At 74.0% G+C, this 23,660-nt stretch carries 21 protein-coding genes; 6 read left to right on the top strand and 15 right to left on the bottom strand.

Features of this window, described 5'->3' with window-relative positions; all coding sequences use genetic code 11:
- Nucleotides 1-1,303: 1,303 nt before the first annotated feature.
- Nucleotides 1,304-1,957 (top strand): hypothetical protein, encoded by a 654-nt coding sequence (locus tag AMK13_RS46115; RefSeq protein ID WP_143204686.1) that lies wholly within the window; start codon nucleotides 1,304-1,306, stop codon nucleotides 1,955-1,957.
- A gap of 333 nt (nucleotides 1,958-2,290) precedes the next feature.
- Here AMK13_RS46115 and AMK13_RS32370 read toward each other — a convergent pair whose 3' ends face one another.
- The 6 genes from AMK13_RS32370 to AMK13_RS32345 all read right to left on the bottom strand — a co-directional run bounded on the left by AMK13_RS32370 (nucleotide 2,291) and on the right by AMK13_RS32345 (nucleotide 10,878).
- Nucleotides 2,291-3,709 carry a serine/threonine-protein kinase gene (locus AMK13_RS32370; RefSeq protein ID WP_079272689.1) on the bottom strand — a complete coding sequence of 473 codons (1,419 nt, stop codon included), beginning with the start codon at nucleotides 3,707-3,709 and terminating at the stop codon, nucleotides 2,291-2,293.
- Between the two features lie 12 nt (nucleotides 3,710-3,721).
- Nucleotides 3,722-4,483, bottom strand: coding sequence for a serine/threonine protein kinase (locus AMK13_RS32365; protein ID WP_181970501.1), 762 nt, complete (start codon nucleotides 4,481-4,483; stop codon nucleotides 3,722-3,724).
- A gap of 142 nt (nucleotides 4,484-4,625) precedes the next feature.
- On the bottom strand, nucleotides 4,626-6,716 hold the full coding sequence (locus tag AMK13_RS32360) for a glycosyl hydrolase family 32 (protein ID WP_074005230.1): 2,091 nt from the start codon (nucleotides 6,714-6,716) through the stop codon (nucleotides 4,626-4,628).
- A 118-nt stretch (nucleotides 6,717-6,834) separates the two neighbouring features.
- The gene (locus AMK13_RS32355; protein ID WP_241853124.1) at nucleotides 6,835-8,310 is read right to left on the bottom strand and encodes a hypothetical protein; all 1,476 of its coding nucleotides are present in this window, start codon (nucleotides 8,308-8,310) and stop codon (nucleotides 6,835-6,837) included.
- A complete protein-coding gene (locus AMK13_RS32350; protein ID WP_074005229.1) occupies nucleotides 8,307-9,881 on the bottom strand; it encodes a peptidoglycan DD-metalloendopeptidase family protein in 1,575 nt (524 codons plus the stop codon). Before AMK13_RS32350 ends, AMK13_RS32355 begins: the two co-directional genes overlap by 4 nt.
- A gap of 13 nt (nucleotides 9,882-9,894) precedes the next feature.
- Nucleotides 9,895-10,878, bottom strand: a complete 984-nt coding sequence (locus AMK13_RS32345) for an alpha/beta hydrolase (protein WP_049655836.1) — start codon at nucleotides 10,876-10,878, stop codon at nucleotides 9,895-9,897.
- Nucleotides 10,879-11,157: 279 nt separating this feature from the next.
- Here AMK13_RS32345 and AMK13_RS32340 point away from each other — a divergent pair, with 279 nt between their 5' ends.
- Complete coding sequence (locus AMK13_RS32340) at nucleotides 11,158-12,522, top strand: wax ester/triacylglycerol synthase family O-acyltransferase (protein WP_143204685.1); 1,365 nt, start codon at nucleotides 11,158-11,160, stop codon at nucleotides 12,520-12,522.
- 1 nt (nucleotide 12,523) lies between these two features.
- Here the strand turns inward: AMK13_RS32340 and AMK13_RS32335 are convergent, their stop codons facing one another.
- The 9 genes from AMK13_RS32335 to AMK13_RS32295 form a co-directional block, all read right to left on the bottom strand.
- A complete protein-coding gene (locus tag AMK13_RS32335; RefSeq protein WP_074005227.1) occupies nucleotides 12,524-12,925 on the bottom strand; it encodes an NUDIX hydrolase in 402 nt (133 codons plus the stop codon).
- A gap of 69 nt (nucleotides 12,926-12,994) precedes the next feature.
- Nucleotides 12,995-13,600, bottom strand: a complete 606-nt coding sequence (locus tag AMK13_RS32330; RefSeq protein ID WP_074005226.1) for an NUDIX hydrolase — start codon at nucleotides 13,598-13,600, stop codon at nucleotides 12,995-12,997.
- A 70-nt stretch (nucleotides 13,601-13,670) separates the two neighbouring features.
- A complete protein-coding gene (locus tag AMK13_RS32325; protein WP_074005225.1) occupies nucleotides 13,671-14,339 on the bottom strand; it encodes an HAD family hydrolase in 669 nt (222 codons plus the stop codon).
- Nucleotides 14,336-15,646, bottom strand: coding sequence for an MFS transporter (locus AMK13_RS32320; RefSeq protein ID WP_074005224.1), 1,311 nt, complete (start codon nucleotides 15,644-15,646; stop codon nucleotides 14,336-14,338). Before AMK13_RS32320 ends, AMK13_RS32325 begins: the two co-directional genes overlap by 4 nt.
- A gap of 104 nt (nucleotides 15,647-15,750) precedes the next feature.
- Nucleotides 15,751-16,284: a GTP cyclohydrolase I gene (gene folE / locus AMK13_RS32315; RefSeq protein WP_049650735.1), complete on the bottom strand. Its 534-nt coding sequence runs from the start codon at nucleotides 16,282-16,284 to the stop codon at nucleotides 15,751-15,753.
- A gap of 104 nt (nucleotides 16,285-16,388) precedes the next feature.
- Complete coding sequence (locus AMK13_RS32310) at nucleotides 16,389-17,471, bottom strand: phosphoribosyltransferase (RefSeq protein ID WP_074005223.1); 1,083 nt, start codon at nucleotides 17,469-17,471, stop codon at nucleotides 16,389-16,391.
- 29 nt (nucleotides 17,472-17,500) lie between these two features.
- Nucleotides 17,501-17,995 carry a thiamine pyrophosphate-dependent enzyme gene (locus AMK13_RS32305; protein ID WP_198959482.1) on the bottom strand — a complete coding sequence of 165 codons (495 nt, stop codon included), beginning with the start codon at nucleotides 17,993-17,995 and terminating at the stop codon, nucleotides 17,501-17,503.
- Nucleotides 17,996-18,081: 86 nt separating this feature from the next.
- Nucleotides 18,082-18,591, bottom strand: coding sequence for a thiamine pyrophosphate-binding protein (locus AMK13_RS32300; protein ID WP_074005222.1), 510 nt, complete (start codon nucleotides 18,589-18,591; stop codon nucleotides 18,082-18,084).
- 9 nt (nucleotides 18,592-18,600) lie between these two features.
- Nucleotides 18,601-18,906 (bottom strand): hypothetical protein, encoded by a 306-nt coding sequence (locus AMK13_RS32295; protein WP_198959481.1) that lies wholly within the window; start codon nucleotides 18,904-18,906, stop codon nucleotides 18,601-18,603.
- Nucleotides 18,907-19,419: 513 nt separating this feature from the next.
- On the opposite strand from AMK13_RS32295, the gene AMK13_RS32290 reads away from it, so the two are divergent.
- Genes AMK13_RS32290 through AMK13_RS32275 form a run of 4 tightly spaced genes read left to right on the top strand, consistent with a single transcriptional unit; the run spans nucleotide 19,420 to nucleotide 23,660 of the window.
- Complete coding sequence (locus tag AMK13_RS32290; RefSeq protein WP_198959480.1) at nucleotides 19,420-20,586, top strand: type III PLP-dependent enzyme; 1,167 nt, start codon at nucleotides 19,420-19,422, stop codon at nucleotides 20,584-20,586.
- Nucleotides 20,583-21,707 (top strand): hypothetical protein, encoded by a 1,125-nt coding sequence (locus AMK13_RS32285; protein WP_074005220.1) that lies wholly within the window; start codon nucleotides 20,583-20,585, stop codon nucleotides 21,705-21,707. The genes AMK13_RS32290 and AMK13_RS32285 overlap by 4 nt, the downstream gene beginning before the upstream one ends.
- Nucleotides 21,704-22,549 (top strand): hypothetical protein, encoded by an 846-nt coding sequence (locus AMK13_RS32280; protein WP_074005219.1) that lies wholly within the window; start codon nucleotides 21,704-21,706, stop codon nucleotides 22,547-22,549. Before AMK13_RS32285 ends, AMK13_RS32280 begins: the two co-directional genes overlap by 4 nt.
- A 10-nt stretch (nucleotides 22,550-22,559) precedes the next feature.
- The gene (locus AMK13_RS32275) at nucleotides 22,560-23,660 is read left to right on the top strand and encodes a Gfo/Idh/MocA family protein (RefSeq protein ID WP_079272685.1); all 1,101 of its coding nucleotides are present in this window, start codon (nucleotides 22,560-22,562) and stop codon (nucleotides 23,658-23,660) included.

The raw sequence follows: 23,660 nt of genomic DNA, 5'->3' as shown, positions 1-23,660 counted from the left end.
GATCATCGTCCGATAGAAAGCCGCTCACCAGTAGCTTCATCAACTGTCGCAAGCGATGACCATCTCTGGCGGCAAGCAAGCGTCGTAGCGGGCTATAGGTAACCAATCGATACTGGTGCTGCCTTGAGCGCGAAGACCCCAGCACTTCGCGCGGCTTGTCGCCAAGGCCTCTGTCCCGTGGGGGGATGACCAGGTGAACGTCTCGGAATCCGTTCTCGTGCTCGTCGACGCGCTGCTGGCCGCCGTCGTGCCGGGCGCTGCGGTTGCCCGCGTAGCGCCATCCGCAGCGATGCGTCCGAATTGGCATCGCGAGCGGCGCGTTCAGGGACCGCAACCCCTCACCCCGCTGTGCGCCCGCCGGCGGCGGCTGGAAGCCCGAACAGATCCTCCGCCAGCTGCCGCGTGCGTCCTGAGGTCGGGGACCGAAGGTGTGCCGGAGCCGCTGGCCATCGCCTGTGGAGTCGCCCGGCTCCGGGTGCCTCTGGTTCCCCGGGCTCCCGGGAGGGCCGACGCGGCCGGTCGTTCCGGGGTGGGCGCCCACGGGCTGGGTGTCGGCCCGGCCGCGTGATCTACACCCCTCCAGCTTGTCGATTCACTGGAGGATGGAAGTGCGGTTCATGGAGTTGCTATGGCAGGACGAAGCTGCGGTCAAGGTCGCGGGAGTAGTCCTGAGCATCGTGTTGGAGTGGTCCCTTCAGTTCATCAAGGGCCGCGCCAGACGGCGGGCGGATCTGCCGCCCGGCACAGCGGTGGAGCCGTCCGTACGGCGTCCGCGCCGTACCCGGCGATCGTCGCGTCGGGTGGCCGAGTTGAAGCGGTCGAGGGCTCGGTTCGACCGTGCCCCGAAGCCGCGCCCGGAGGGGGGTGGTCGGAACAGTGCACGGCAGCGCCGGCCCGGGCAGCGCCGCCGACCCGGCAGGCGCGCCTCTTGACGGCGGGCACGATCGGCCGGTGCGCCCGGAACTGGATGCCGGGCGTTCCGTAGAGCCGGTTGCAACGCCGTAACGGGCGGCCAGGGCGCGTAGTGGCCTCCAGCCCGCCCACCGTCGGGGCACACGGGAGTGTGCGCCGGCGGCTCCGGAGGATGCAACTCCCCTGCCGGGGCGACATACTGGACGTCCCCCTGGGAAACCCCGGGCGTGCGGCTTCGTTCGCACGCCCGCACCCTGCCTTCTCTGATGCACCGCCAGGGGTGATCGGCGGGTACCGGCCCCGGAGGCGCGGGCACAAGGGGACCAGGAGACTCCGTGGATCGTGCGGGCCCGTCCGTGGTTCCGTTTCGTCGTCGTCCATCGTGCCTGCGGTGCGGCGCTCCCGTGCGCACCGTGCGGGCCGGGCGCTTCCGCTCGGGCGGCCGGGCGTGCTGCTCGGGGTGCCCGTGGCGTTGTCCTGTCTGCTCGCGGCGGCGGCTCCCGCCCACCCCACCGTCCCGAGGACGGCCGGCTCCCCGGCCCTGGCCGACCAGCCCCACGGCCAGCAGGCGTACGGCAAGGCCGACATCTACCTCTTCAAGGTGACCGAGGGCGTCACCTCGCTGAACCTGTACGCGCTCGGTCCCGGGGGCGGGGGCGCGCCCGGTGGCGGCGGTGGGGGTGGCGGCGGCGGAGGCGGTAACTGGATCTTCCTCGGCAGCGCCACGGGCGGCGGCGCCGGAGGGGCCGGTGGCGGCCGCCGGGGCGGCGGAGCGGCCCTGGCCAGCACCGCCGTGCCGGTGACCCAGGGCATGCGCCTCGTGGTCATCGTCGGCCGGGGCGGCGTCCCCAAAGGTCGGAGTGGCGATGGCGGTGCAGGTGGTGGGGGCGGTGCGGCGGGCGCCACTCTGCGCCCAGCCGAACCCGGTGGCGCGGGGACGGCGGGGTCCGTCGGCGCGAGGCCCCGCAATGGCGGGGACACCTTCGTCCGCGTCCACAACGGCTCTGCGATCGCCGGATCCTCCGGGGCGGGGACGGAGGCGTGAGCGGCGGCGCGGGCCGGGGCGGTGGCGGCGGCACCGGCGGCAGCAGCGGCGGGGCAGGGGCGGGAACGGCGGCGCACCGCCGCCCGGCCCGGACGACCAGTCGGGTACCGGTGGCGGCAGCGCCGGGAACACCGCTGTGAGCACCGGCGGTGACGGGTACGTCCTGATCACCTGGTAGCCCGCTGCCAGGGCATGTCCCGCCCGTTCCGTCCGCACACCCACTGCGCGGACGGGACGGGCGCGGTCGCGACGGGCCTGGTCGGCGGCGGTGCGGCCGTAGGACGGTGGCGGGCTCGCGGCCGGGGTCGGGAAGGCCGATGGCGCGTAGGGCGGTCAGGGGCAGCGGAGCAGGGCGGGGCGGTCGCGGGTGCGGACGGCGGGGAGCCAGGCGGGGGTGTGGCCTGGGAGGCGGATGCGGTACCAGAGGGTGGAGGTGAGGTCTTCCTCGTTGATGACGGGGAGGCCGGTGGGGAGTTGGCAGTCGGCGTCGAGGGTGTCGTTGTGCCAGACCCGGACGGGGCCGACGTTGTCGGCGGTGTAGGGGCGCAGGGGGTCGACGGCGAGGCCGAGGCTGCACTGGGGGTCGCGGTCGGTGCGGTCCTGGCAGCCGCGTTCGGCGTTGAAGACGCGGACGTGGGCGGGCTGTCCGGGCGGCGGTTCCGGGTGTGGCCAGAGGGCGGTGGCGGTGACGGCGGCCGTGGCGCAGGAGGCGATGGCCAGCAAAGCGGTGCTCGGACGACGCGGGCGGCGCGGGCCCCGGTCGGCGCGGATGCGCGCGAGCAGGTTCTCCGCCGTGTGCGGGGCGCGGGCGGCGTGGGTGGGGGCGAGGCAGTCGGCGGCCAGGGCGCGCCAGAACGGGGGGACGGCGGCGGCCAGTCGCAGGGCGGCGCGGCCTTCCGCGTACTGTTGGGCGGCGGCGCTGCGGGCGGTGGGGGTGACGCCGGGGAAGGGGCGGCCGCCGGCGGCGAAGACCTCGTGGATGACGATGCCGAGCGCCCAGATGTCCGCCGTGGTACGGACTTTGACGCCGTGTTCGCCGAGTGGTTCCGTCCAGCGTTCCGGCGGGAGGTAGTCGGGGGTGCCCATCGGGGAGCAGTGGCCGTGGGTGCCGGTGAGTTCGATGGCGAGGCCGAAGTCGGAGAGGCGGACTTCACCGTCGGCGCCGATGAGGACGTTCTCCGGTTTGAGGTCGGTGTGGACCCAGCCGGAGCGGTGCAGGTGGGCGAGGCCTTCGCAGATGCCGGTGACGATCCGGGCGCCCTCGGCCTCGTCGACGCCGAGGGCGAGCAGGTCGCGCAGGGTGCAGCGGGCGCGTTCCATGACGAGGACGATCGCGCCGTCGAGGGTGGGCTGGTCGGGGGCGGTCAGGACGAGGGTGTCGAGCAGCCGGACCAGTCGGGGGTGCGGGGCGGTGCGGCCCAACTCGGTTTCGCGGCGGGCGGCTTCGGCGACCTGGCGGGCCTGGCGAGGGGCGAGTCCGGCGGTCGGCAGCACCTTGAGGGCGACCGTGCCGTCCGTGTCGTCCGCGCGGTCGGCCCCGCCGTCGGCCCGGCGGGCGGCGTAGACCGTCGCCCAGCCGCCCTCGCCGAGCAACCCGGTGACGGTCCACTCGCCGACCCGGTGGCCGGCCGGCAGCAGTTCCTCGCCGTCCCCGGGGAAGTCCTGCTCGGGGACGCCCTCCCTGGGGACGGCCTCGCTGGGGACGCCCTCCCTCGGGACGGCCTCCCCGGGAAGGGCCGGGTCCTGCGGCATCTCCGCCCCTCCCTACCGTCCGGTGCGGGCGGGTTCGGGGGCCGGCAGGAGCGCGAGGTGCTCCTCGCGGACGATGCCGAACTTCAGGGCGAGCCCCACCACGGCCTCGCGTTTGCCGCTGCGGCGGTCCGCGCGGTCGCCGTCGGGCAGGTCGATGCGGAGCTTCTCGTCGGCGAGGTAGTCGAGGTGCGAGCTGACGGCGCGGGCGGTGAGCCGGGCGCAGGCGGGGTGGCCGTGCAGCCGGGCGACCACCTGCGGGGTGGTGGGGACGGCGGCCGGGGAGCGGTCGCGCAGCCACGGTTCGCAGAGTGCGACCAGGACCAGGAAGTAGGTGGCGGTCTCGTCCAGCGAGTACGCCGTCATGGTGCGGCTCTCCCGGGAGCCGCCGTGGGCGTCCGGGTCCAGGTAGACGTGGTCGGGCGCGAACACCTGGAAGGAGAGCGGGGTTTCCCGCCGGGAGGGCAGCACCACCCGGGAGAACTCGAAGGGGATCGGCGCGCCGATCCGCCGTGGCGGCACCCGCAGGTACTCGCCGGCGCCCTCCGGGTTCTCCACCAGGTAGGCGTGGGTGTTGCTGAGGTTGCTCAACTGCCAGTGGTCGTCGGTCGCGTGGATCTCGCCGGCCAGTCGGGAGACCGTCTCGTCGCCGAGGCGCAGCTCCACGGGGATGCGGGCGGAGCCCCGGCCGAAGCGGGCCCGTTCTCCCGGACCGAGCCGTAAGGTCACCGTGTCGTCGCCGTTCCCCTCCGGCAGGTGGACGACAATCCCGCTCACCGTTCCTCCGTCCCGCGCACCGCTCCCCCGTTTCGCGCGCCGGCTCTTGCCGGACGGACGAACGGTACCTCTTCGCGTACGACAATAAACCGGATGCCGCAGGCTACTTGACAAAGCGGGAGCGGAGGGTACAGGCGTTCGGTCAGCGCATCGGCGCCCCCGAACGCACGGGTGCCAACGCACCCATCGGCGCCCCCGACCGCAGCGGCGCCACCAGCCGGTCGCCGAAGGCGGCCCACGGCCGCCAGCCGCCACCGGGCCGGTCCTGGACGCGGGTGCGGACCCGGCCGTCCTCGGCCACCGCGAAGACGTGCAGCCGCCCGGTGGAGTCGGCCGCGGCCGAGGGCGGCGCCGCGAGCACCAGGCCGGGCTCGCCGAAGTCCTCGCCGAGCACGTCCGTCGGCGCCCAGGCTCCGGCGGGCGCCGACTGCCAGCGGTGGGCGAGGCGTTCGCCGCCCGGGGAGAGGGTGAAGGCCTCCAGCCGGCCGTCCGAGCCGGCGATCACCGGCGGCGCGGCGGTGGACCAGCCGAGCAGCGGCTGCCAGGCGTCCCAGCCCCCGCTGGGCACCGACTGGCGGCGGTGGAAGGCGGCCGTGCCGGACGGGGCGATCGCGGTGACGTTCAGCCGCCCGGTGCCGTCGCGGGCCACCCGCGGCGCGGCCCCGGCGGGCGTCCCGAAGCGCTCCCAGGCGGACCAGGCGCCGCCGGGCGAGGTCTGCCAGCGGTGCAGCAGCGCGGCGCCGCCGGGCGCGAGCGCGAACACCTCCAGCCGGCCGTCGGCGTTGGCGGCGACGGCCGGCGGCGCGCCCGCCGGGCCGCCGAAGCCCGGGTCCCAGTCGTCCCAGCCGGTCGAGCCGGGCGAGGACTGGCGGCGGCGGGCGATCAGGGCGCCGCCGGGGGCGAGCGCGAACACCTCCAGCCGGTCGTCGGCGTTCCGGGCGACGGCGGGGGCGGCGCCGGCCGGGCCGCCGAAGACCTCCCAGTCCGACCAGTCGCCGTCGCTCCGCTGGACGCGGTGGTGCAGGGCGGCGCCGTCGGGGGCGAGGGAGAACACCTCCAGCCGGCCGTCGGCGTTGCGGCCCAGGACGGGCACCGCGCCGGCGGGTGTCCCGAACACCTCCCAGTCCGACCAGCTGTCGGTGTCCGGGCCGGTCTGGACCCGGCGCAGCACCGACCGGTCGGCGGCGTCGAGGGCGAACACGGTCAGCCGGCCGTGGACGTCCTGGGCGGCGACGGGGTTGTCCGGGCTCTGCCAGGGCGGCGGGGTGGACCGCCAGTCCAGCGGGGCCAGGTAGAGGCCGCGCCGGAACCAGCCGGCGGCGCTGGCCCACCACTGCCGGCCGTCGGTGACCACCTCCACCGCGTGGCCGGGCACATGGCCGGCGTAGCCGTCGAGGGAGAAGCGGAACGGGTCCTGGGAGGCGAGGACGTCGGTGCCCTCGTACCCGTTGCGCGGTCCGATGAACAGGTGGCACCAGCCGTCCCGGGCCACCACGAAGGGCGACTCGGTGACCGAGACGCCGTCCGCGGCGGTGGCCGCGTCGGCGAAGGCCACGCCGGGCTCGCCCCAGGTCAGCAGGTCGGCGGAGCGCCGGTAGCAGACCTGGTGGCGGCCGCCGGGGGCGGACAGCTCGGTGTAGTACATCACCCACTCGGCGCCGATCCGCAGCACCATCGGGTCGCGGGCGGCGGTCCCGCGGAACAGCGGACCGGACGGCAGCCTCGTCCAGGTGGACAGGTCGGTGGAGGTGGCGGCGTTGACCGCCGCCCCGGCGCGTCCGCCCGCCGCGTAGAACATCCAGTGCACGCCGCCCGACTCGACGACGTGCGGGGCCCACAGGTGCTCCTCGCCGAAGTACGAGGCGTCGACGGTCAGCGCGTCCGGGTGGCTCCGCCACGGCCCGGACGGGGAGGGCGCCGAGGCGTGCGCGAGCGAGACCTCGGCCGCGCTGTCGGGCGCCTGCCCGGGCGGCGCGCTGTCGCCGACGATGCTGAACAGGTGCCAGCGCCCGCCGGCCTGGACCAGGGTGTGGTCGTTGAGGTAGCGGCGGCGCGCGGTGGACGGGTCGTAGACGTGGTCGAACGGGCCGGCGCCGACCCAGACGGCGCCGGCGGGGACGGCGGGGACGGCGGGGACGGCGGAGGCCGCCGGGGCGGTACGGCCCGCGAGCGGGAGCACGAGGGCTCCCGCTCCGGCCGCCCGCAGCAGGCCGCGCCTGCTGATCGGGTGCATCGCTGCGCTCCAGAGGGTTTCCGGCGGGGCTTCCGGCGTCGTCAGCCGGCGGGGGGTCCGGGTGTGGCCAGTCGGCGGGGGTCCGGGTGTGGTCAGCCGGCGGCGGGTCCGGGTGTGGTCAGCCGGCGGCGGGTCCGTGGGTGGTGTTCAGCCAGGCCCACTCGGACCAGGTGGAGAAGCCGGTCTGCCACTTGTGGTGGACGCCGTCGGTGTTGGCGCCGAAGACCTCGATCCGGCCGTCGGCGTTGTTCGCCGAGCCGATCTCGGTGCCGCCGGTGCCGAAGGTGTCCCACTGGCCGTACGGGGCGTTCAGGCCGGTCTGCCAGATGTGCTGCGCCGTACTGCCGTTGATGGCGAACACCTCCACCCGGCCGTCCGGCGAACGCCCGCTGGTCAGCTGCGCGTCGGCGGGGCCGCCGGTGGCCTCCCAGCCGGACCAACTGGTCGGATCCGTCTGGTACTTGTGGTAGACGCCGGCCGGGCCGGAGGCGAAGACCTCGAGCCGGCCGTCCTGGTTGTGGCTGACGGTGAGGTCGTGGCCGCCGGTGCCGAAGGTGGAGTCCCAGGCGGACCAGCCGCCGTTGACGGCGGTCTGCCACTGGTGCTGGAAGACGCTGCCGTTGAGGGCGAAGACCTCCAGCCGCCCGTCGGGGGCCTTGCCGAGTTCGATCTCGCTGTCGGCGGGGCCGCCGCCGGTGCCCTCCCAGCCGGACCAGCCGCTGTTGGGCGCCGTCTGGTACCGGTGGAAGACGCCGACCGGTCCCGAGGCGAAGACTTCGAGCCGCCCGTCCTGGTTGGCGCCGACGGCGAGGTCGTGGCCACCGGTGCCGAAGTCCTCCCAGCCGGACCAGGCGCCCGACGGCTGGAGCTGGTAACGGTGCTGGAGGGTACTGCCGTTGAGGGCGAAGACCTCCAGTCGGCCGTCCACGTTCAGACCGATGGCGAGTTCGGCGCCGGCCGGGCCGCCGAGGTCCTCCCACTCCGACCAGCCGCCGTTGATCGCGGTCTGCCAGGCGTGCGAGACGCCGTTCTTCCCGGCCGCGAAGACTTCGAGGCGTCCGTCGGCGGACCGGGCCGAGACCACCCGGCCGGACTCCGCCGGGTACTCCAGCGGTGCGGGGCCGGGCTCGTGGTGGCCGAGCCGGTCGACGGCGGCCTGGGCCTCCTCCAGGTGCCGCACGTGGGCGCGCGCGCTGTAGGTCGACCACTGGTGCCAGTCGAGGCCGCCGTTGGAGATCCGGTAGGTCTGGTCGGCGTTGCACTGGGCGTCGTAGGCGCACGCGTCGGAGACCTCACCGTGAAAGTGGTCGTTGATCTCCCACAGGCCACGGTCGACGGAGTAGTCCGGGGTGTTGCCCTCGCGGTTGGAGGCCAGCGGGTTGCAGCTGGACTCGGCGAGGCCGACGGCGATCGCGGTCACCAGGGCCTCGCCCCGGAAGCCCGCCTGGTAGGCGACCTCGGCACACAGGTCGCTGCCGGTGGCGGCCGGAGCGGAGGGGGCGGCGACCGTCAGGCCCGCCGTGACTCCCAGGGCGGCGATCGCGGACAGCAGGGCACGGTGGGGCGCCCGGCGGGCGCACTGCTGGCCGGTCACGGGGTGGCTCCTCGACTGACGGCGGGTCCGGGGGTGGTGTTCAGACTGACGGCGGGTCCGGGGGTGGTGTTCAGCCAGGCCCACTCGGACCAGGTGGAGAAGCCGGTCTGCCAACGGTGGTGCACGCCGTCGGTGTTGGAACCGAACACCTCGATCCGGCCGTCGGCGTTGGCGGCGGCGCCGATCTCGGTGCCGCCGGTGCCGAAGGTCTCCCACTGGCCGTACGGGGCGTTGAGGCCGGTCTGCCAGATGTGCTGCGCCGTACTGCCGTTGATGGCGAACACCTCGACCCGGCCGTCCGCGGTCAGCTGGCTGGTGAGCCGGGAGTCGGCGGGGCCGCCGGTGGACTCCCATCCGGACCAACTGGTGGGGTCCGTCTGGTACTTGTGGTAGACGCCGACCGGGCCGGAGGCGAAGACCTCCAGGCGGCCGTCCCGGTTGTGGCTGACGGTGAGGTCGTGGCCGCCGGTGCCGAAGGTGGAGTCCCAGGCGGACCAGCCGCCGTTGACGGCGGTCTGCCACTGGTGCTGGAAGGTGTCGCCGTTGAGGGCGAAGACCTCCAGCCGCCCGTCGGGGGCCTTGCCGAGCTCGATCTCACTGTCGGCCGGGCCGCCGCCGGTGCCCTCCCAGCCGGACCAGCCGCCGTTGGGCGCCGTCTGGTACCGGTGGAACACGGCGGCGGGCCCCGAGGCGAAGACTTCGAGCCGCCCGTCCTGGTTGGCGCCGACGGCGAGGTCATGGCCGCCGGTGCCGAAGTCCTCCCAACCGGACCAGGCACCCGACGGCTGAAGCTGGTAACGGTGCTGGAGCGTGGTGCCGTTGAGGGCGAAAACCTCCAGCCGACCGTCCGCGTTCAGGCCGATCGCGAGTTCGGCACCGCCCGGACCACCGAGGTCCTCCCACTCCGACCAGCCGCCGTTGACCACGGCCTGCCAGGCGTGCGAGACACCGCTCGCCCCGGCGGCGAAGACTTCCAGGCGCCCGTCCGCGGACCGGGCCGAGACCACCCGGCCGGACTCCGCCGGATACACCAGCGGCGCGGGCCGGGGACCGCTCCCGGGGACGCAGGGCACGGTGACGCCGCGCTCCGCGAGGTACGGCTCCGGGTCGGTGCGCTGGGACGCGTTCGGGTCGGCCCAGACCCGCAGGTGCAGGTGCGGGCCCGTGGAGTTGCCCTCGCTGCCCATCAGCGCGATCTGCTGGCCGGCCCGCACGTCGTCGCCCTCGAACACGTCCCGCCGCTGCATGTGCCCGTACTCGGTGATGGTCCCGTCCGGGTGCAGGATGCGGATCCACTGGCCGTAGTCGGACACCGGGCCGGAGATGACAACCTTGCCGTCGCCGACCGCGTAGATCGGGGTGCCGCGGTTGTTGGCGATGTCGATGCCGTTGTGCTCCGCGGTGTAGTGCTGGGTGATGGCGCCGTCGGTCGGGCAGGCCGCCGCGAACCCGGCGGCAACGGCGGCAGCGACGGGAACAGCGGGAACGGCGACAGCGGGAGCGGCCGGGACGGCGACCGGCAGCAGCAGGGCCACCACGGCCAGGGCCCGCCGCGAGGTGCGGGAGATCATCGGTGCGGCCCCCTCACGCCTTGCGGAGGCGGCCGATGATGCCGTCGATGTCGCGCCGCATCATGTCGGGCCGGATGAAGTGCCCGCCCGACTCCTCGTGGGCCTCGTACGGGATGCCGGCGCCGTCGAGCAGGGCGCGGAACTCCCGCTGCCCGGCCAGCACCGCGGTCTCGTTGAAGGTGTCGAAGGGGTTGGTCGGGTCGGGGCTGGTGCCGGCGACCAGGAAGATCCGCTTGTTGCGGTAGCTCTCCAGGCGCTCGACCGGGTTGTCGGCGGTCACCCTGGCCTGGTCCCACAGCGGCGCGCCGTAGATGGTGCCGCCGGCCAGGTCCTTGACGGCGGCGGAGACGTTGGCCCAGTGGACGACCGCGCCGTTGTCGCGGCGCAGGCTGGCCGGGCCGGAGTGGGCGCTGACCGAGGCGAAGTGGCCCCAGTACTTGGCCGCGTACTTCAGGGCGCCGAAGCCGCCCATGGAGAAGCCGGAGACGGCGCGGCCCTCGGGCTCGGCGAAGGTGCGGAAGTTGGCGTCGACCCACGGGATCAGCTGGTTGATGTGGAAGGACTCCCAGTTGCGGGGGCCGACGTTGGTGCTGACCGGGTTGGAGTACCAGCCGGCCTGCCCGCCGTCGGGCATCACCACGATCAGGGGCTTGCCGATGGTCCAGTCGCGGACGCCCTGGCGGTCGAACTCGATGAAGTCCTGGAGGCCGCCGTGCAGGAGGTAGAGGACGGGGTAGGTGCGCCCGCTGGTGTGGTAGTCGTCGGGGAGCAGCACGTTGACGGCCGGGTCCCAGCCGATCTCGGCGGTGTGGAAGCGGTAGTACCACATCCGGGCGTCGGCCTCGCCGCGGTCGGTGATGTGCAGGCCGAAGCCGTCGTCGGCGGCGTGGGCGGTCGAGGCCGTCGCGAGGACGCTCGCGCCGCCGAGCGCCAGCGCGGCGCCGAGCCCGCCGGCGGACTTGAGGATGCTCCTGCGGGTGGGGTGGTTCGCGGTCACCGTGACCTCCTGAGGGCGCGTGTCGGCGGCCGGTCCGCGACCGCCGGATGTCCGTCGTTCGGACGGTTCGGACGGTAGCCACCCGCCGGGGGGCGCGGAATCCGGAACCATACGGACTGACAGCGGCGGGGCCGGGCGCGGAGACTGGTGCGTTCCCGGAGCGTCGGGTCGTCGGCCGTGCGTCCCTGTCCGGCCGCGCGTCCCTGTCCGACGGCGCGCTCTTGTCCGGCGGTGCCGCCGCCACCAGACTGGTGACCGGACGCGGACAGGAGGGGTGCTGTGGCCAGGATCAGGATGCCCGACCGGGTCTTTCTCGCCTTGGAGTCCGCCACCACTCCCCAGCACGTGGCGCTCCTGGCCACCTTCGGGCCGCCCGCCGGTGCCGAGCCCGGGCCGTACGTACAGCGCCTGTTCGAGCGGCTCGTCGCCGCGCCCGTCGCGGCCCCCTTCACCTTCCGGCCGCGCCACGCACGCTGGGGGGCCTTAGACGGCACCTGGGAGGTGCTCGCCGGGAAGGACGTCGACCGGTCGTACCACCTGCGCCGCTCCGCGCTGCCCGTGCCCGGCGGCGAGCGCGAACTGACCGACCTGGTCTCCCGGTTGCACGCCCGGCCGCTCGACACCACGCGGCCGCTGTGGGAGTGCCATCTGATCGAGGGCCTGGCGGACGGCCGGTTCGCCCTGTACGTCAAGGTGCACCACGCGCTCACGGACGGGCTCGGCGTCCAACAGCGCCTGCGGCGCATGCTGAGCGCCGATCCGCGGGACGAGGGGCTGCGCCCGCTGTGGAGCATCGCCGCCCCCGCCGACCACAGCACCGGGGCAGCCGGACCGACGGCCCGCGGGCTCGCGGCCACCGCGCTGGGCCTCGGCCGGGCCGCCAGGACCATGGCTCGGGGCGTGCGGGCCAGGGCCGACCGCACCCGCGCGGTGCCGTTCCTGGTCCCGCGCTCCCCGCTGAACGCCGCCGTCGGGCGGCAGCGCCAAGTGATCACCCGCAGCTACGAGTTCGACCGGTTCCGGGCGGTGGCGAAGGACGCCGGAACGACCGTCAACGACGTCCTGCTGGCGGTGTGCGGGGGCGCCCTCCGGCAGTGCCTGGCCGCGGCCGGGGCGCTTCCGGCGCGGTCCCTGACCGCTGGCACCCCCGTCTCGACGAGGGAGGCGGGCGACGCGTCCACCGCCAACTCCTTCGCCATGACGGTCATGAGCCTCGGCACCGACGTGGCCGACCCGCTGGAGCGGCTGCGCGCCGTGGCCCGGTCCAGCGCGCTGGCCAAACGGGAGCTGGGCGAGCTGCCGAAGGGCTCCACCGGGCTCTACGGGGCCCTGTTCACCTGGCCGTTCGTCGCGCAGAACGTGCTGGGCCTGGGTGGCGCGACCCGCCCCCCGTACAACGTCGTGGTGTCGAACATCCCCGGCTCCGCGCAGCGGATGTACTTCGCCGGCTGCCCGTTGGAGACGATCCACCCGCTGGGCAGCGTCTGCCACGGGGTCGGCCTGTTCATCGCGGCCCGCTCGGCGGGCGGCCGGTTGAACCTGGGCCTGGTGGGGGACCGTTCCCTGCTCGCCCCGCTGGACGGGCTGGGGGACGCGCTGGGCGACCAACTCGGCCTCCTGGAGGACGCGTTGGAAAGAACGTAGGTCAGCGCAGCAGCCCGTCGGCCCGCAGCCGGTCGAAGATGATCCGGTCCACGGGGGACGTCCGGTGCCGGTCGGCGTAGGTGAGCCACACCAGCTCGGCGATCTCACTGGCCGGCGCGAGCACCCCCTCGTACGCGGCGGTGTAGCAGGTCATGCGGACGACCACGCCCTGGCCGTGCCCGTGGGCCTGGGCCTCGAAGACGCCCAGCAGGGCGGCCGAGTCCCGTACGACGGCGACGGACAGCTCCTCCTCGATCTCCCGGCACAGCGTGTCGAGGTCGCTCTCCCCCGGCTCGCGCTTCCCCCCGGGCAGGTAGTAGGCGTCCTTGCCGTGGGAACGCGTGCTCAGCACCAGGCCGTTCTCCAGGTGGATCCACGCCACCTTGTCGATGAGCGCCGCCATGGACCAGTCCTCCTGTTGCTCCGACCGGTTGCTCCGGCCGGTCCCCGAGGATACCGCCCCCACCGGCCCTCAGCCGTCCAGCAGTTGCTCCGTACAGGTGGTGACGACCTGCCGCACGGCGTGGGTCAGGTCGGCCGCCAGCGCTTCGTCCAGCGTGAGCCAACGGGGCGCCTCGCCCTCCTCGTTGACGGTGACGCGGCCCCCGTCCGGCACCGTCAGCAGGTACACGTGCCAGACGTGGGCGTCGGATCCGCGTCGGCAGGAGTCTCCCGGGATCGGGAACGTGGCGACGAACCGGAGCCGGTCGCCGGCGGTCAGGCCGACCTCCTCGCGCAGTTCGCGGGCCGCGGCGTCGGCCGGGTCCTCGTCCCGGTCCACATGGCCGGCCGGGACCGTCAACGCGTAGGGGAACGCGACGCGTTGGAAGAGCAGGAACCTGTCCGCCGGATCGCGGACGAAGACCGCCGCGGTCTCGTGCCAGTACTCGCCGTCCTCGGCGGACCACCAGGAGAGGCCGGGGTCGATGACGATGGCCCGGGCGCTGCGCCCACCGCAGTTGCCGCAGCGGACCTCCCGCCTGCCCCCGGCCGTGGTCCAGGTGACGGGGCCGCCCCGGCAGAGCACGCAGTACTCCGCGTAGGTGTCCGGGGCCGGGTGTAGCGTCTCGATGTTCATCCTGGCCTTCCGCGCTGGTAGACGCCCACGGACGCCGGTGGACGCCGGTGGGCGGGGTGCGCCGCCCCGGTCAGGGCAGCAGGTCGGGCAGCTGCCGTACGTCGTCGAGGACGTGCTCGGCACCGGCCCGTTCGAAGTCCTCGCGCGTGTGGAAGCCGGTGGCGACGCCGACGAAGCGCAGCCCGGCCCCGGTGGCCGCCGCGAGGTCGATGAGGGCGTCGCCCACGTACCAGACGTCGTCCACCCCGACCCCCCTTCCGCTCAGCGTCGCCAGCGCGGCGTCGAACACCCGGGGGTCCGGTTTGTGGTGGGGGCTGTCGTCCGCTCCCTGGAGCAGGACCAGCCGGTCCGTCCGCAGCCCGATCCGTTCGACGTCCCGGAGGGCCGAGAGGCGGTTGGTGGACGTGACGACGCCGACGCCGACGCTCCGGCGCCAGAGCTCGTGGACGACCTCGACGGCGCCGGGGAGGGGCCGTTTGAGGAACTCCTCCTCCAGCGAGAGGTTCGCCTCGCGCATCCGCTCCAGGGTGTCGCTGTCGCGGTAGAGGGCGCGGATCATCGCGTCGAAGGGCTTGCCCCAGTGCAGCGCCAGCTCGGCGTCCGTCAGGTCGATCCCGTAGAACCGCCGGGCGACCGCCTTGTGGTGGGCCCACTTGACCTCCGCGGTCACCACCAGGGTGTCGTCCAGGTCGAAGAGGACGACGCGGGGCCCGCGGCCCGCACGCGTTCCGGACGTCATGACGTGAGATCCCTTCCGCCGGGTCCTCCGTACGGTACCGCCGCCCGGTCCCCCGCCGCCTCCGCCTCCGCCTGCCCGCCGCGTGACCGGGGTCGGGCGGGACCGCGCGGCGCGGGCAGGGAGACCGCCAGGAGCAGCGCGACGCCGACCACCGTGAAGGCCAGCGCGGCCAGCCCGGCACCGGCCCATCCGGCGCCGTCCACGGCCAGGCTGAAGGCCGGCGGCCCGACCAGCGTGCCGAGGCTGCCGAGCTGGGCGACCAGCCCGTTGGTGACGTCGGCGCGCCGGGGGCTGCCGGCGATCCGCGGCACCGCCGCGAACATCGCGGAGATCATCACCCCGTCGACCACCAGGCCGACGCAGGCCAGGACCATCACGGCCACCACGGGGAGGCTCAGCGCGAAGACCAGGAGCGCCGAGACGGGCAGCAGGGCCAGCACCGGAGTCATCGCGAGCAGCCCGACGCCCCGGCGCAGCAGCAGCCCGCTGAGCGCGCTGCCGAGCACGCTGCCGAGGGAGACCACTGCGGCGACGACGCCGGCGGTGGCCGTGGACGCGCCGCGTTCCTCCGTCAGGAACGTGGGCAGCAGCACGACGATCGCGACCCCGGCCAGGCAGACGCAGGCGAAGCTCAGCGCGAAGAGCACCGGGGGGATCCAGCCGGTCCGCGGGGGTGGCGCTCCGGTGCCCTCGGCGGCCGGGTCCGCCGTCGGCGCGCGGGCGGCGGCGGGGCGGGTGGCGCCGACCGCGACCGCCAGCACGAGCGGGAGGAGCGCGGTCGCGCCCATCCAGCCGCGCCAGCCGATCGCGCCGCTGACCGCTCCCCCCAGGGCGGTGGCCAGGGCGAGCCCGGTGGGGACGCAGGTGCCCCACAGCGCCAGCGCCGTGGCCTGCGCCCGCCCCTCGGCCAGCCGGGTCAGCATGATCGGCCCGCCCACGAAGACCAGGAGGTAGCCGAAGCCCTGCGCGGTGCGCGCCGCCAGCAGCGGCGACCAGCTGCCCGCGAAGGCCGTCGCCGCCACGGACAGGGTGGTGAGGACGAGCCCGCCGGCCAGCGCCTTCCGGGCGTCGAGCCGGCTGATCCACCACCCGGCGGGGACGCCGAGGACGGCGCTCACCGCGGTGATGCTGGAGGTCGCCCAGGCGAACTGGCCGAGGGAGAGGTGCAGGTCCCCTCGGATCTCGGACCCGAGCGGGGAGAGCGCGCCCAGCCCGAAGGCGGCGAAGACCCCGGAGAGCCAGGTGGTCACGATGGCCGGCCACGGTGACCCGGTGCTCTCGCGGCGCGCGACACCGTTCTTGCGCATGGTTCGCTCTCCAGGGAAGTGGACGGGCTGACGGGCGGGCCGGCACCGGCCGGTCGTGTGATGAGAGGGGAGGAGGAGTCGGCACCCTCCCATCACACGACGCGTCAGTGCTGCGGGCCGTAGGCCGTCAGCAGCTCGACGTCACCGGTCACGTACGTCGTGTCGGTGATGACGGTCTGGTCGGACGGGCCGCGGCTGCACATGCACATGTGCCGGCCGCTGGACTCCACGCGGACGGCGCGGGCCCCGCCGGAGGCCATGATCTCCTCGGCGATGTCCTTCACCAGGTGCTCCTGGATCTGGAACCGCTTGCTGAAGGCCTGGACCAGGCGCGGGAACTTGCCGAGCCCCAGGATCCGGTTGCCGGGGACGTAGGTGATGTCGACCTTGCCGTAGAAGGGCAGGAAGTGGTGGGCGCAGATCGAGTAGTAGTTGATGTCGTGCACCCGGACGACGCCCTGGTGGTCGCCCTCGACCAGGACGGTCGTCTTGAGGATCTTGGAGGTGTCGGTCTCGTAGCCGCTCAGCAGCTCCCGGTACGCGCGGACGATGCGGGGCTCGCACTCGGGCTCGGTGTACCAGTCCAGGGCCCGCTTGTCCGTGGTGACGTTGTCCCGTAGCCACTCGGCGATCGTCATGTGGTCTCCGTTCTCGGTCCGTCCGGCGGACTCCGCCGCCGGCCTCGCCGGGGCTCCGGCGAAGTCTTCTGGTGGGGTGGGAGGTTGAAGACCGTCGGCGGTGCTCAGCGCGGCGGCTCCCCGGGTGCCAGGCGGGCGTCGGCGTAGGCGTCGAGGGAGGCCGTCGCCGCGTACTCGTGGGCCCGGCGTCCCAGCGCGTGGAGTTCGGCGTGGTCGACGCCGAGGTGCCGGACGGTCTCCGGCGCCGCCCAGCCGATCCCCTCCAGCCAGTCGTCCAGGGGCCGGGCGTACCGGTCGAGTCCGGCGGTGCTCCGGCCCAGGTCGGCCAGCGAGAGCCCGGCGGCGCTCCCCCGCCGTCGCACCTCCGTCCACCAGTCCGCCCGGAACCGCCGGTGCTCGCCGGGCGTGAAGGCGCGCACGCCGCCGTCGTAGACGGCGCACTTCTCGAAGAGGCTGTCCCGGCGGCCCAGCCGGTGCAGTTCGAAGTCCGGGGTCGACCAGCGGGGGGATCGCAGGAAGTCGAAGGGCAGTTGGGGGAAGGCCTGCCCGAGCCGGGTGCGGTCGGGCAGCTCGAACAGTGCCTCCAGGGCCACGATGACGGCGCTGAACCGCTCGCCCCGGTGGGCCAGTTCGGCGAAGTAGTCCCGCAGGCGCCGCACGCCCTGCCGGGATCCGACGGTCAGCACCAGGTAGCCGGCGATCTCCGCGCCGCGGCCGTGCGCCGCCTGCCGGGCGGCCCGGAGCACCTTCTCCACCGTCGCCCCGGTGCCGATGATGTCCCCGAGCACCAGCAGCTGCCGCCCGGCGAACTCCCAGCGCTCGTACGAGATGTCGAGCGGGTGGGCGGCTCCCCGGTCGGTGCCGACGAAGCTCACCGCCTCGGGGGAGCCGAAGCGGTGCGACAGCGCGCTGTCGACGCCGAAACTGAGGCCCCCGCGCAGGATGGTGACGACCGTCGTCGCCTCGGTCGCCAGGGCTTCGGCCACCGCCGGGTCGGCCTCCGCCACCAGGTCGAGCGCGGTCGACACCGCGGTGCCGAGCAGCGAACGGTACCGGTGGCCCGAGACGGCCGGGTCGGTGAGGAGGGTGCGCGAGGCCGCGGTCGAGCAGACGAGGACCCTGGTCGGGGAGCCGGCGGGGTCCAGGCCGTAGCAGGCCGCGTCGTCGCTGTGCAGGAGGTACTTCACCGGATGATCCACCAACTCCACGGGTAGGGTCACGGTTTGAGCGCGGGCCGCCTCGGCGTTCGCCCGGTGCGTTCGGCCAGCACCCGCTCCACCTGGTACGAGGACTCGACGCCGTCGACCGTCTTCAGCGCGTCCGGTGCGGGTGCCCGGTTGTGCACGGAGGCGATCAGCACCGTGCCGGACAGCGGCAGCACCTCCGGCACCTGGTGCGGCGCTTCGACGAGGACCGACTTCAGTCCGACGGCGCCGAAGAGCGCGCTCCAGTCCAGGGCCGTCCCACGACTGGGCAGCCCGCCGCCGGACTCGTACAGGTGGTTGTCGATGACGGCCAGCGTGTAGTTGCCGAGCCTCGGCAACTGGTCGCCCAGTGCGGTGAGTACGGACAGGTTCATCAGGAAACCGCCGTCGGTGTCGATGCCGACCACGGACAGCGGGGCCGCCGCCATGGCCATTCCCAGGGAGATCGCGGTGACGTCGCCCATGGTGTCGGTGAAGAGGGTGTCGGCGGGACGGAGCGCGTACATCACCTCGCTCGTCCGACCGAGCGGCGCGACCGACACCGAGTCCGCGGGGAGCCTGGCGTACAGGGCTTCGAGGAATTCGGCGGTTTCTATGGCGCACCCCTCAGTTCCGCCGTCATCCCGGCGTTCGCCACGAGTGCCACGCTCCGCTGCCCGGTGTCGAGCGTGGCATAGGCCTTGCGGAGGCATTCCGCCAACTCCGCGCAGGAATGGACGTCCGCGGTCACCAGGGAGAGCATCGCCGTGTGCCGGTGCATCGTCTCCTCGTGCGGAATTCCCCACCAGTTCGGTTCGCCGAAGGCCCCGCGCCGGGACATCAGCAGCGCGGTGTGCAGCCGGTGGCTCATGGTCAGCCGGGCCAGGGTCTCGCAGGCCCGGCGCAGCCCCGAGTTCTCCATCACGACCAGCGGACGGGCGCCGGCCAGTCGGGCGCCGGCCGCCAGGCCGACCGCCGTGGCCTCGTCGTTGACCTGCACGTACCGGATCTCACGCCGTGCCGACGCCTCCCGGCACAGCGGTGCCAGGAGCGAGTCGGGCACCGCGTAGACGATCTCCACACCCGCCTCGACGAGCGCCTCGTACGCCGCGACAGCCGACATGGGGCAGCCTCACCTGGTGGTGGCCAGCAACTCGACGATGATGTTCGAGTAGTGGCCGTCCCCGATGTTCCGCAGCAGGTGCGGCTGTCCGGCCTCGTGGTAGACGGCGTCGCCGAGCTTGTCCTCCCCGACGTAGCCGGTGCCGTCCTTGTGCACGGTCTCCGCCCGGCCGCTCTCCGTGGCGACGTAGACGTAGTCGCAGGGGTGCTGGTGGATGATCGTCTCCTCCCCCGGGTCCAGCTCCAGGACCCACACCCTGACGCGGTCGTCGGAGTAGACGAGTTTGGTACCGACCTGCTCGATGTGCTCCTGCATGTGCGTACCCCGATCTGTCCCGTGAGCCGCTGCTGGTGGCGTGTTTCGCGTGACCGAGAATCTGCGGGTACCGAACGTCGTCAGACCACGGCCGATGCCGAGACTCTAGAGGCGCGCCCAACGGACAGCAACGGACCACCATCACCCCAACTCTTAATGAGCCAACCTGAGTTGGACCAACCCGCGCACGGCGCGGCGCCCCGGGAGACGGATCCGCCGACCCGCCGGACCGACGCCTGACCAGCCGTCTCCCGGCGTCCGCCGACCGGCCCGGGAAACCGGAACCCCGTCACCCGGAAGTGGCATGACATGACCGAAAGCAGCCACCGGGCTCCAGGGGGCCTTGTCCTCCCCGGCCCGGCGGGGTCTCCTGAAGCCCGTCAGAAGGTGCGCCCGCACGACTCATGAGGAGCCCTCGGTTCTATGGACGTCGAGGTCGGGGAAACGACGACGAGAACGGCGTTACCGGAAACCCGGTGGGAGACACCGGCCTACCTCTACGACCTGGCCGCCGTGAGCGACGCCCATCGCCGGCTGGTGGGCTCACTGCCCGGCCCGGCCACCCTGCTCTACTCCCTCAAGGCCAACCCGCACCCCGCCGTCCTCGGCCGGCTGGCGGCGCTCGGCTGCCACGCCGAGGTCAGCTCGCCCGGCGAACTGCGCGCCGCCCTCCAGGCCGGCTTCCCGGCCGACGGGGCGCTCTACACCGGCCCCGGCAAACGCGACGAGGACGTGGCCGGGGCCCTCGCGGCGGGCGTCCGGCAGTTCTCCGTCGACTCCCCGCACGCCCTGGACCAGCTCGACCGGATGGGCCGCGCCGCGGGCACGCGGGTGCGCGCGCTGCTGCGGGTCAACCCGCCCGTCCCCCCGGCCGGGGCCGGTCTCGCGATGACCGGCGGCCCCTCCCAGTTCGGCGCCGACCTGGCCTGGGTGCTGGAGCGGCCCGAGCTCTTCGCGGACCGGGAGCACGCGGAACTGGCCGGCCTGCACCTCTACATGGGCAGCAACCTGACCCGGGTGGACGCGCTGCTCGCGGTGTTCCGCTACGGGCTCGACGTCGTGCGGCGGATCGAGACGGCGCTCGGCCGCCGGCTCCCCGTGATCGACCTCGGCGGAGGCTTCGGCGCGCCGTACGCCGTCCCCGGCGCACTGCCGCGGTTCGACGCGCTCAGGAGCCGGCTCGACGCCCTGCTCGAAGAGGGGCTCCCCGGCTGGCCGGACGGGGAGCGGCGGGTCGTCTTCGAGTCGGGCCGCTACCTGACGGCGGGCTGCGGCCGGCTGCTGACCAGGGTGCTGGACGTCAAGCGCTCGCAGGGGCGGCGCGTCGTCGTCCTGGACACCGGCGTCAACCACCTGGGCGGGATGTCGGGGCTCCGCAAGGAGGACCGGATCGAGCCGCGGTTCCAGTGCGGTGACGATCCCCACGCGTCCGCCGTCCCCGACGGGACCATCGTCGCCGGCCCGCTCTGCCACCCGCTGGACGTCTGGACCAGGGACGCGCGCCTTCCGGACGTGGCCGTCGGAGACCTGCTGACGGTGCCGAACGTCGGCGCCTACGGCCTGCACGCGGGGCTGGCCCTGTTCCACTGCCACCCCATGCCGCTGGAGGTGGTGCTCGACGGGGAACGGGAGGTCGCCCGCGGCAGGTACGTCCTGGGCCGCGAGCGGAGCCCGCGGTGATCCGCGCCGTCCCCGGCCACCACCTCGCGCACCCCGACCACCACCTCGTGAGCCCCGACCCGGGCTCCGACGTCACGACCCGCATCGAGGCCCCCGCCACGGGCGCGTTCACCATCGTCATGCGCGACGACACCTCCTACTGCGTACGGACCCTGGGCCGCGCACCGGCCGGGTGCGGCACCGTGTCGCCGGGCGGCTCGGCTCCCGCCGTCGCGGAGGCCTACCGCGCCTTCCAGCGGGACCTGAGGGACGCGCTGCGCACGGTAGTGCCACGGCCCGGCGGCCTCCGGTTCCACCTGGTCGACGCGCACCGGCTCGAACTGGCGGTCCGCCGCCGGGTCACCGGCGGGCCGCCGGTGAGCCTCGATCCGCTCCTCGACCGGGCGGTCCGGCCGCTGCGGGTGTCCCGGGGCTTCCTGCTCGGCGGCCGTCGGCAGGTCGGGCTGGTGCCGCGGCCCGGCGCCGCCCCCATCCGCGACCAGATCGCCTCGCTGCCACCGGACCCGGCCGGGCGGGGCTACACCCTCATCGAGGACGACATCGCCACCGGCGGGACCGTCGCCGCCGTCATCCGCCTGTTCCAGGACACTGGACGGCGGGTCCGGCACGTCATCCCCGGTATCCGGCTGGGCGGTTCGGCACATTCCCCCATCCTGGGCGCCGCCGTCGACCCCGTGCTCCACTACCGGACCGCCGCCGGGCCGGACGGGCCCGCCCTGGAACTGCTCGACCCAAGGAACTTCCTGCTCGGCCTCTCGGGGCTCGTCGTCCGGCTGCCGGACGGAACGTGGGGCCGCACACCGTACTGGCTCCCCTTCGTCCGGACCTCGGCCCGGCTCGGCAGCCCCACCGGGGCCGACCGGGAGTTCGCCGCCCTCATGCTGGAGGCCAACGCGCGCTTCGTCGCCCGCGTCGACCAGCTGCTGCGGCGCACCCTCCGGGTGGCCGACCTGCGACCCGACGCGCGCCGGCCGCTGTTGTCGCTGGGGATGGCGGAGCCGGGCGAGCCGGTCATATCCGTCCTGCGCAAACTCCAGACGGGGATGGACAGTTGGTCCGAACTGATCGCGGAGGTCGAGGAGCGGGGCACGGACGTGCCGGCCGGATCGGCCGCCCGGTGACCGGGCCCGGCCACGAGCCGTTCGCCGTGGTGCTCCTCGACGTCAACGGCACCCTGGTGCCCTCGGTCCCCAGCGGCCCTCCGGACGCCCTCGCCCTGCAGCGCTTCCGGCGGCTGGTGCGGCACCTGACCTCCGCGGGCGTCGCCGTGGGCCTCTGCTCGGACTCGCCGCTCCGGCAACTGCGGGAGTTCGGCGCCCGGATCGGCCTAAGCACGGCGTCCGGGTTCCCGGTGATCGCCGAGAACGGCAACGTGGTCGCGGTCGACGGGACCGTGCGCGTCACCACCCCGTTCCCGGCGCTGCGGAGCCTGCGCGCCGAGGTGGCGGCGGCGGCCGCCGCCCACGGACTGACCCGGGTCGGCGACGCGGTGGCCCCCGAGTTCGGGGGCCGGCCGCCGACCGGCCGCACCTGGGCCTTCGGGGCGAACCGCCTGGCGTCCGCCAGCGTCTTCGGGCCCCCGGACTTCATCCACGACGTACGGCACCGGCTGACCGGCTGGAGCACCGGGAGCCGCGTCGCCGTCTCCGTCGAGCTCGGTCCGGGCGGCTCGTACGCCGGGATCCACCCCTATCCGCGCGCGGAGTCCGGAAAGCGCGTGGCCCTGGCCGGACTGGCCGCGCGCGACCCGAGGAGCACCCTCCTCGTCGGGAACTCGCCCGCCGACTGGGTCCCCGGGGTGCCGGGCGTCAGGTGCGCGTTCGTGGCGGACCCCGCCGTGCCCCGGCACGTACGGGACGCGGCCTGGTACGTCTCGCCGGCGGCCGACCTGGAGGGGGTCGTCGACGTCCTGGGGCACGTGCTCCGACGACAGCCGCCGGCACCAGGACCAGCCCGTTTCTGAGGAGGCCGATATGGTACGTGTCCGTGTGGGGGTCGTGGGCTGCGGGATGATCGCGCAGCTGGTGCACCTCCCGAATCTGGCGGCGCTGCGCGACCGCTTCGACATCGTGGCGCTCTGCGACCGGTCCTACGACCTGGCCCGGTCGGTGGCCGAGCGCTTCCACGTCCCGAACGCCTACGCGGCCGTCGAGGACATGCTGGCGAAGACACCCGAACTGGACGCGGTCCTCGTCCTCACCACCGACCACCGGGAACCGGTGCTCACCGCCCTGGAGCACGGCAAGCACGTGTTCACCGAGAAGCCCCTCGGCCACACGATCGCGGAGACCGAGGAGGTGATCGCCGCCGCCGACCGCACCGGCTCCAAGGTCATGGTGGGCTACATGAAGCGGTACGACAGCGGCGTCCGGCGGGGCCTGGAGGAGATCGCGCGGATCACCCGGCCCGTCATGGCGAGGATCCACATCGTGGTGGGCCCCGAGTACGGGAACTGGATCATCCCCGAGCTGTCCCGGATCACCCGCCCCGGCGATCCCGACGGGGCGGCGGGGCCGGACGAGCGGCGCGGCCGGGTCGCCCGGGAGTTCGGCGCCGCCTCGCCCGAAGCGCTGGAAGCGTACATGGACATGTTCGGGGTGTGGAGCCACGACGTGAACGTCTACCGGGCCGCCTTCCCCGCGCCGCCGGCCTCCATCAAGGCGCACTGCTCGCCGGACGGCACGACGCTCACCGCCTCGCTCCTGTACTCCGACGGGTTCCAGTGCGTCTTCCAGGGCTCGTCCACCTCGGTCCGCCGGTTCGAGGAGAGCCTCACCGTCTGGGGCGAGGACCGCACGGTGATGCTGGACATCTCCAACCCCTTCCTGCCCAACGCGCCGTCGACCGTACGGATCTGGCGCGACGAGGCACCGGCGGGGCCGGGCGCCGCCAGGGGGGCCGCCGTGGAGGAGACCGTCACGGGGTCCTACGAGGAGGCGTTCAAGGCCCAGCTCGCGCACTTCCACGAGTGCGTCGGCGCGCCGGGAGCGCAGCCCCTCACCAACGCGCACGAGGCGCTCCTGGACACCCGGCTGATGATCGACATCGTCCGGGCAGCAACGGAACGGCCGTAG

Origin of the sequence: Streptomyces sp. CB02056, from assembly GCF_001905545.1 — a bacterium.
Classification (GTDB): Bacteria; Actinomycetota; Actinomycetes; order Streptomycetales; family Streptomycetaceae; genus Kitasatospora.
This window is presented reverse-complemented; position numbering and strand designations above follow the sequence as displayed.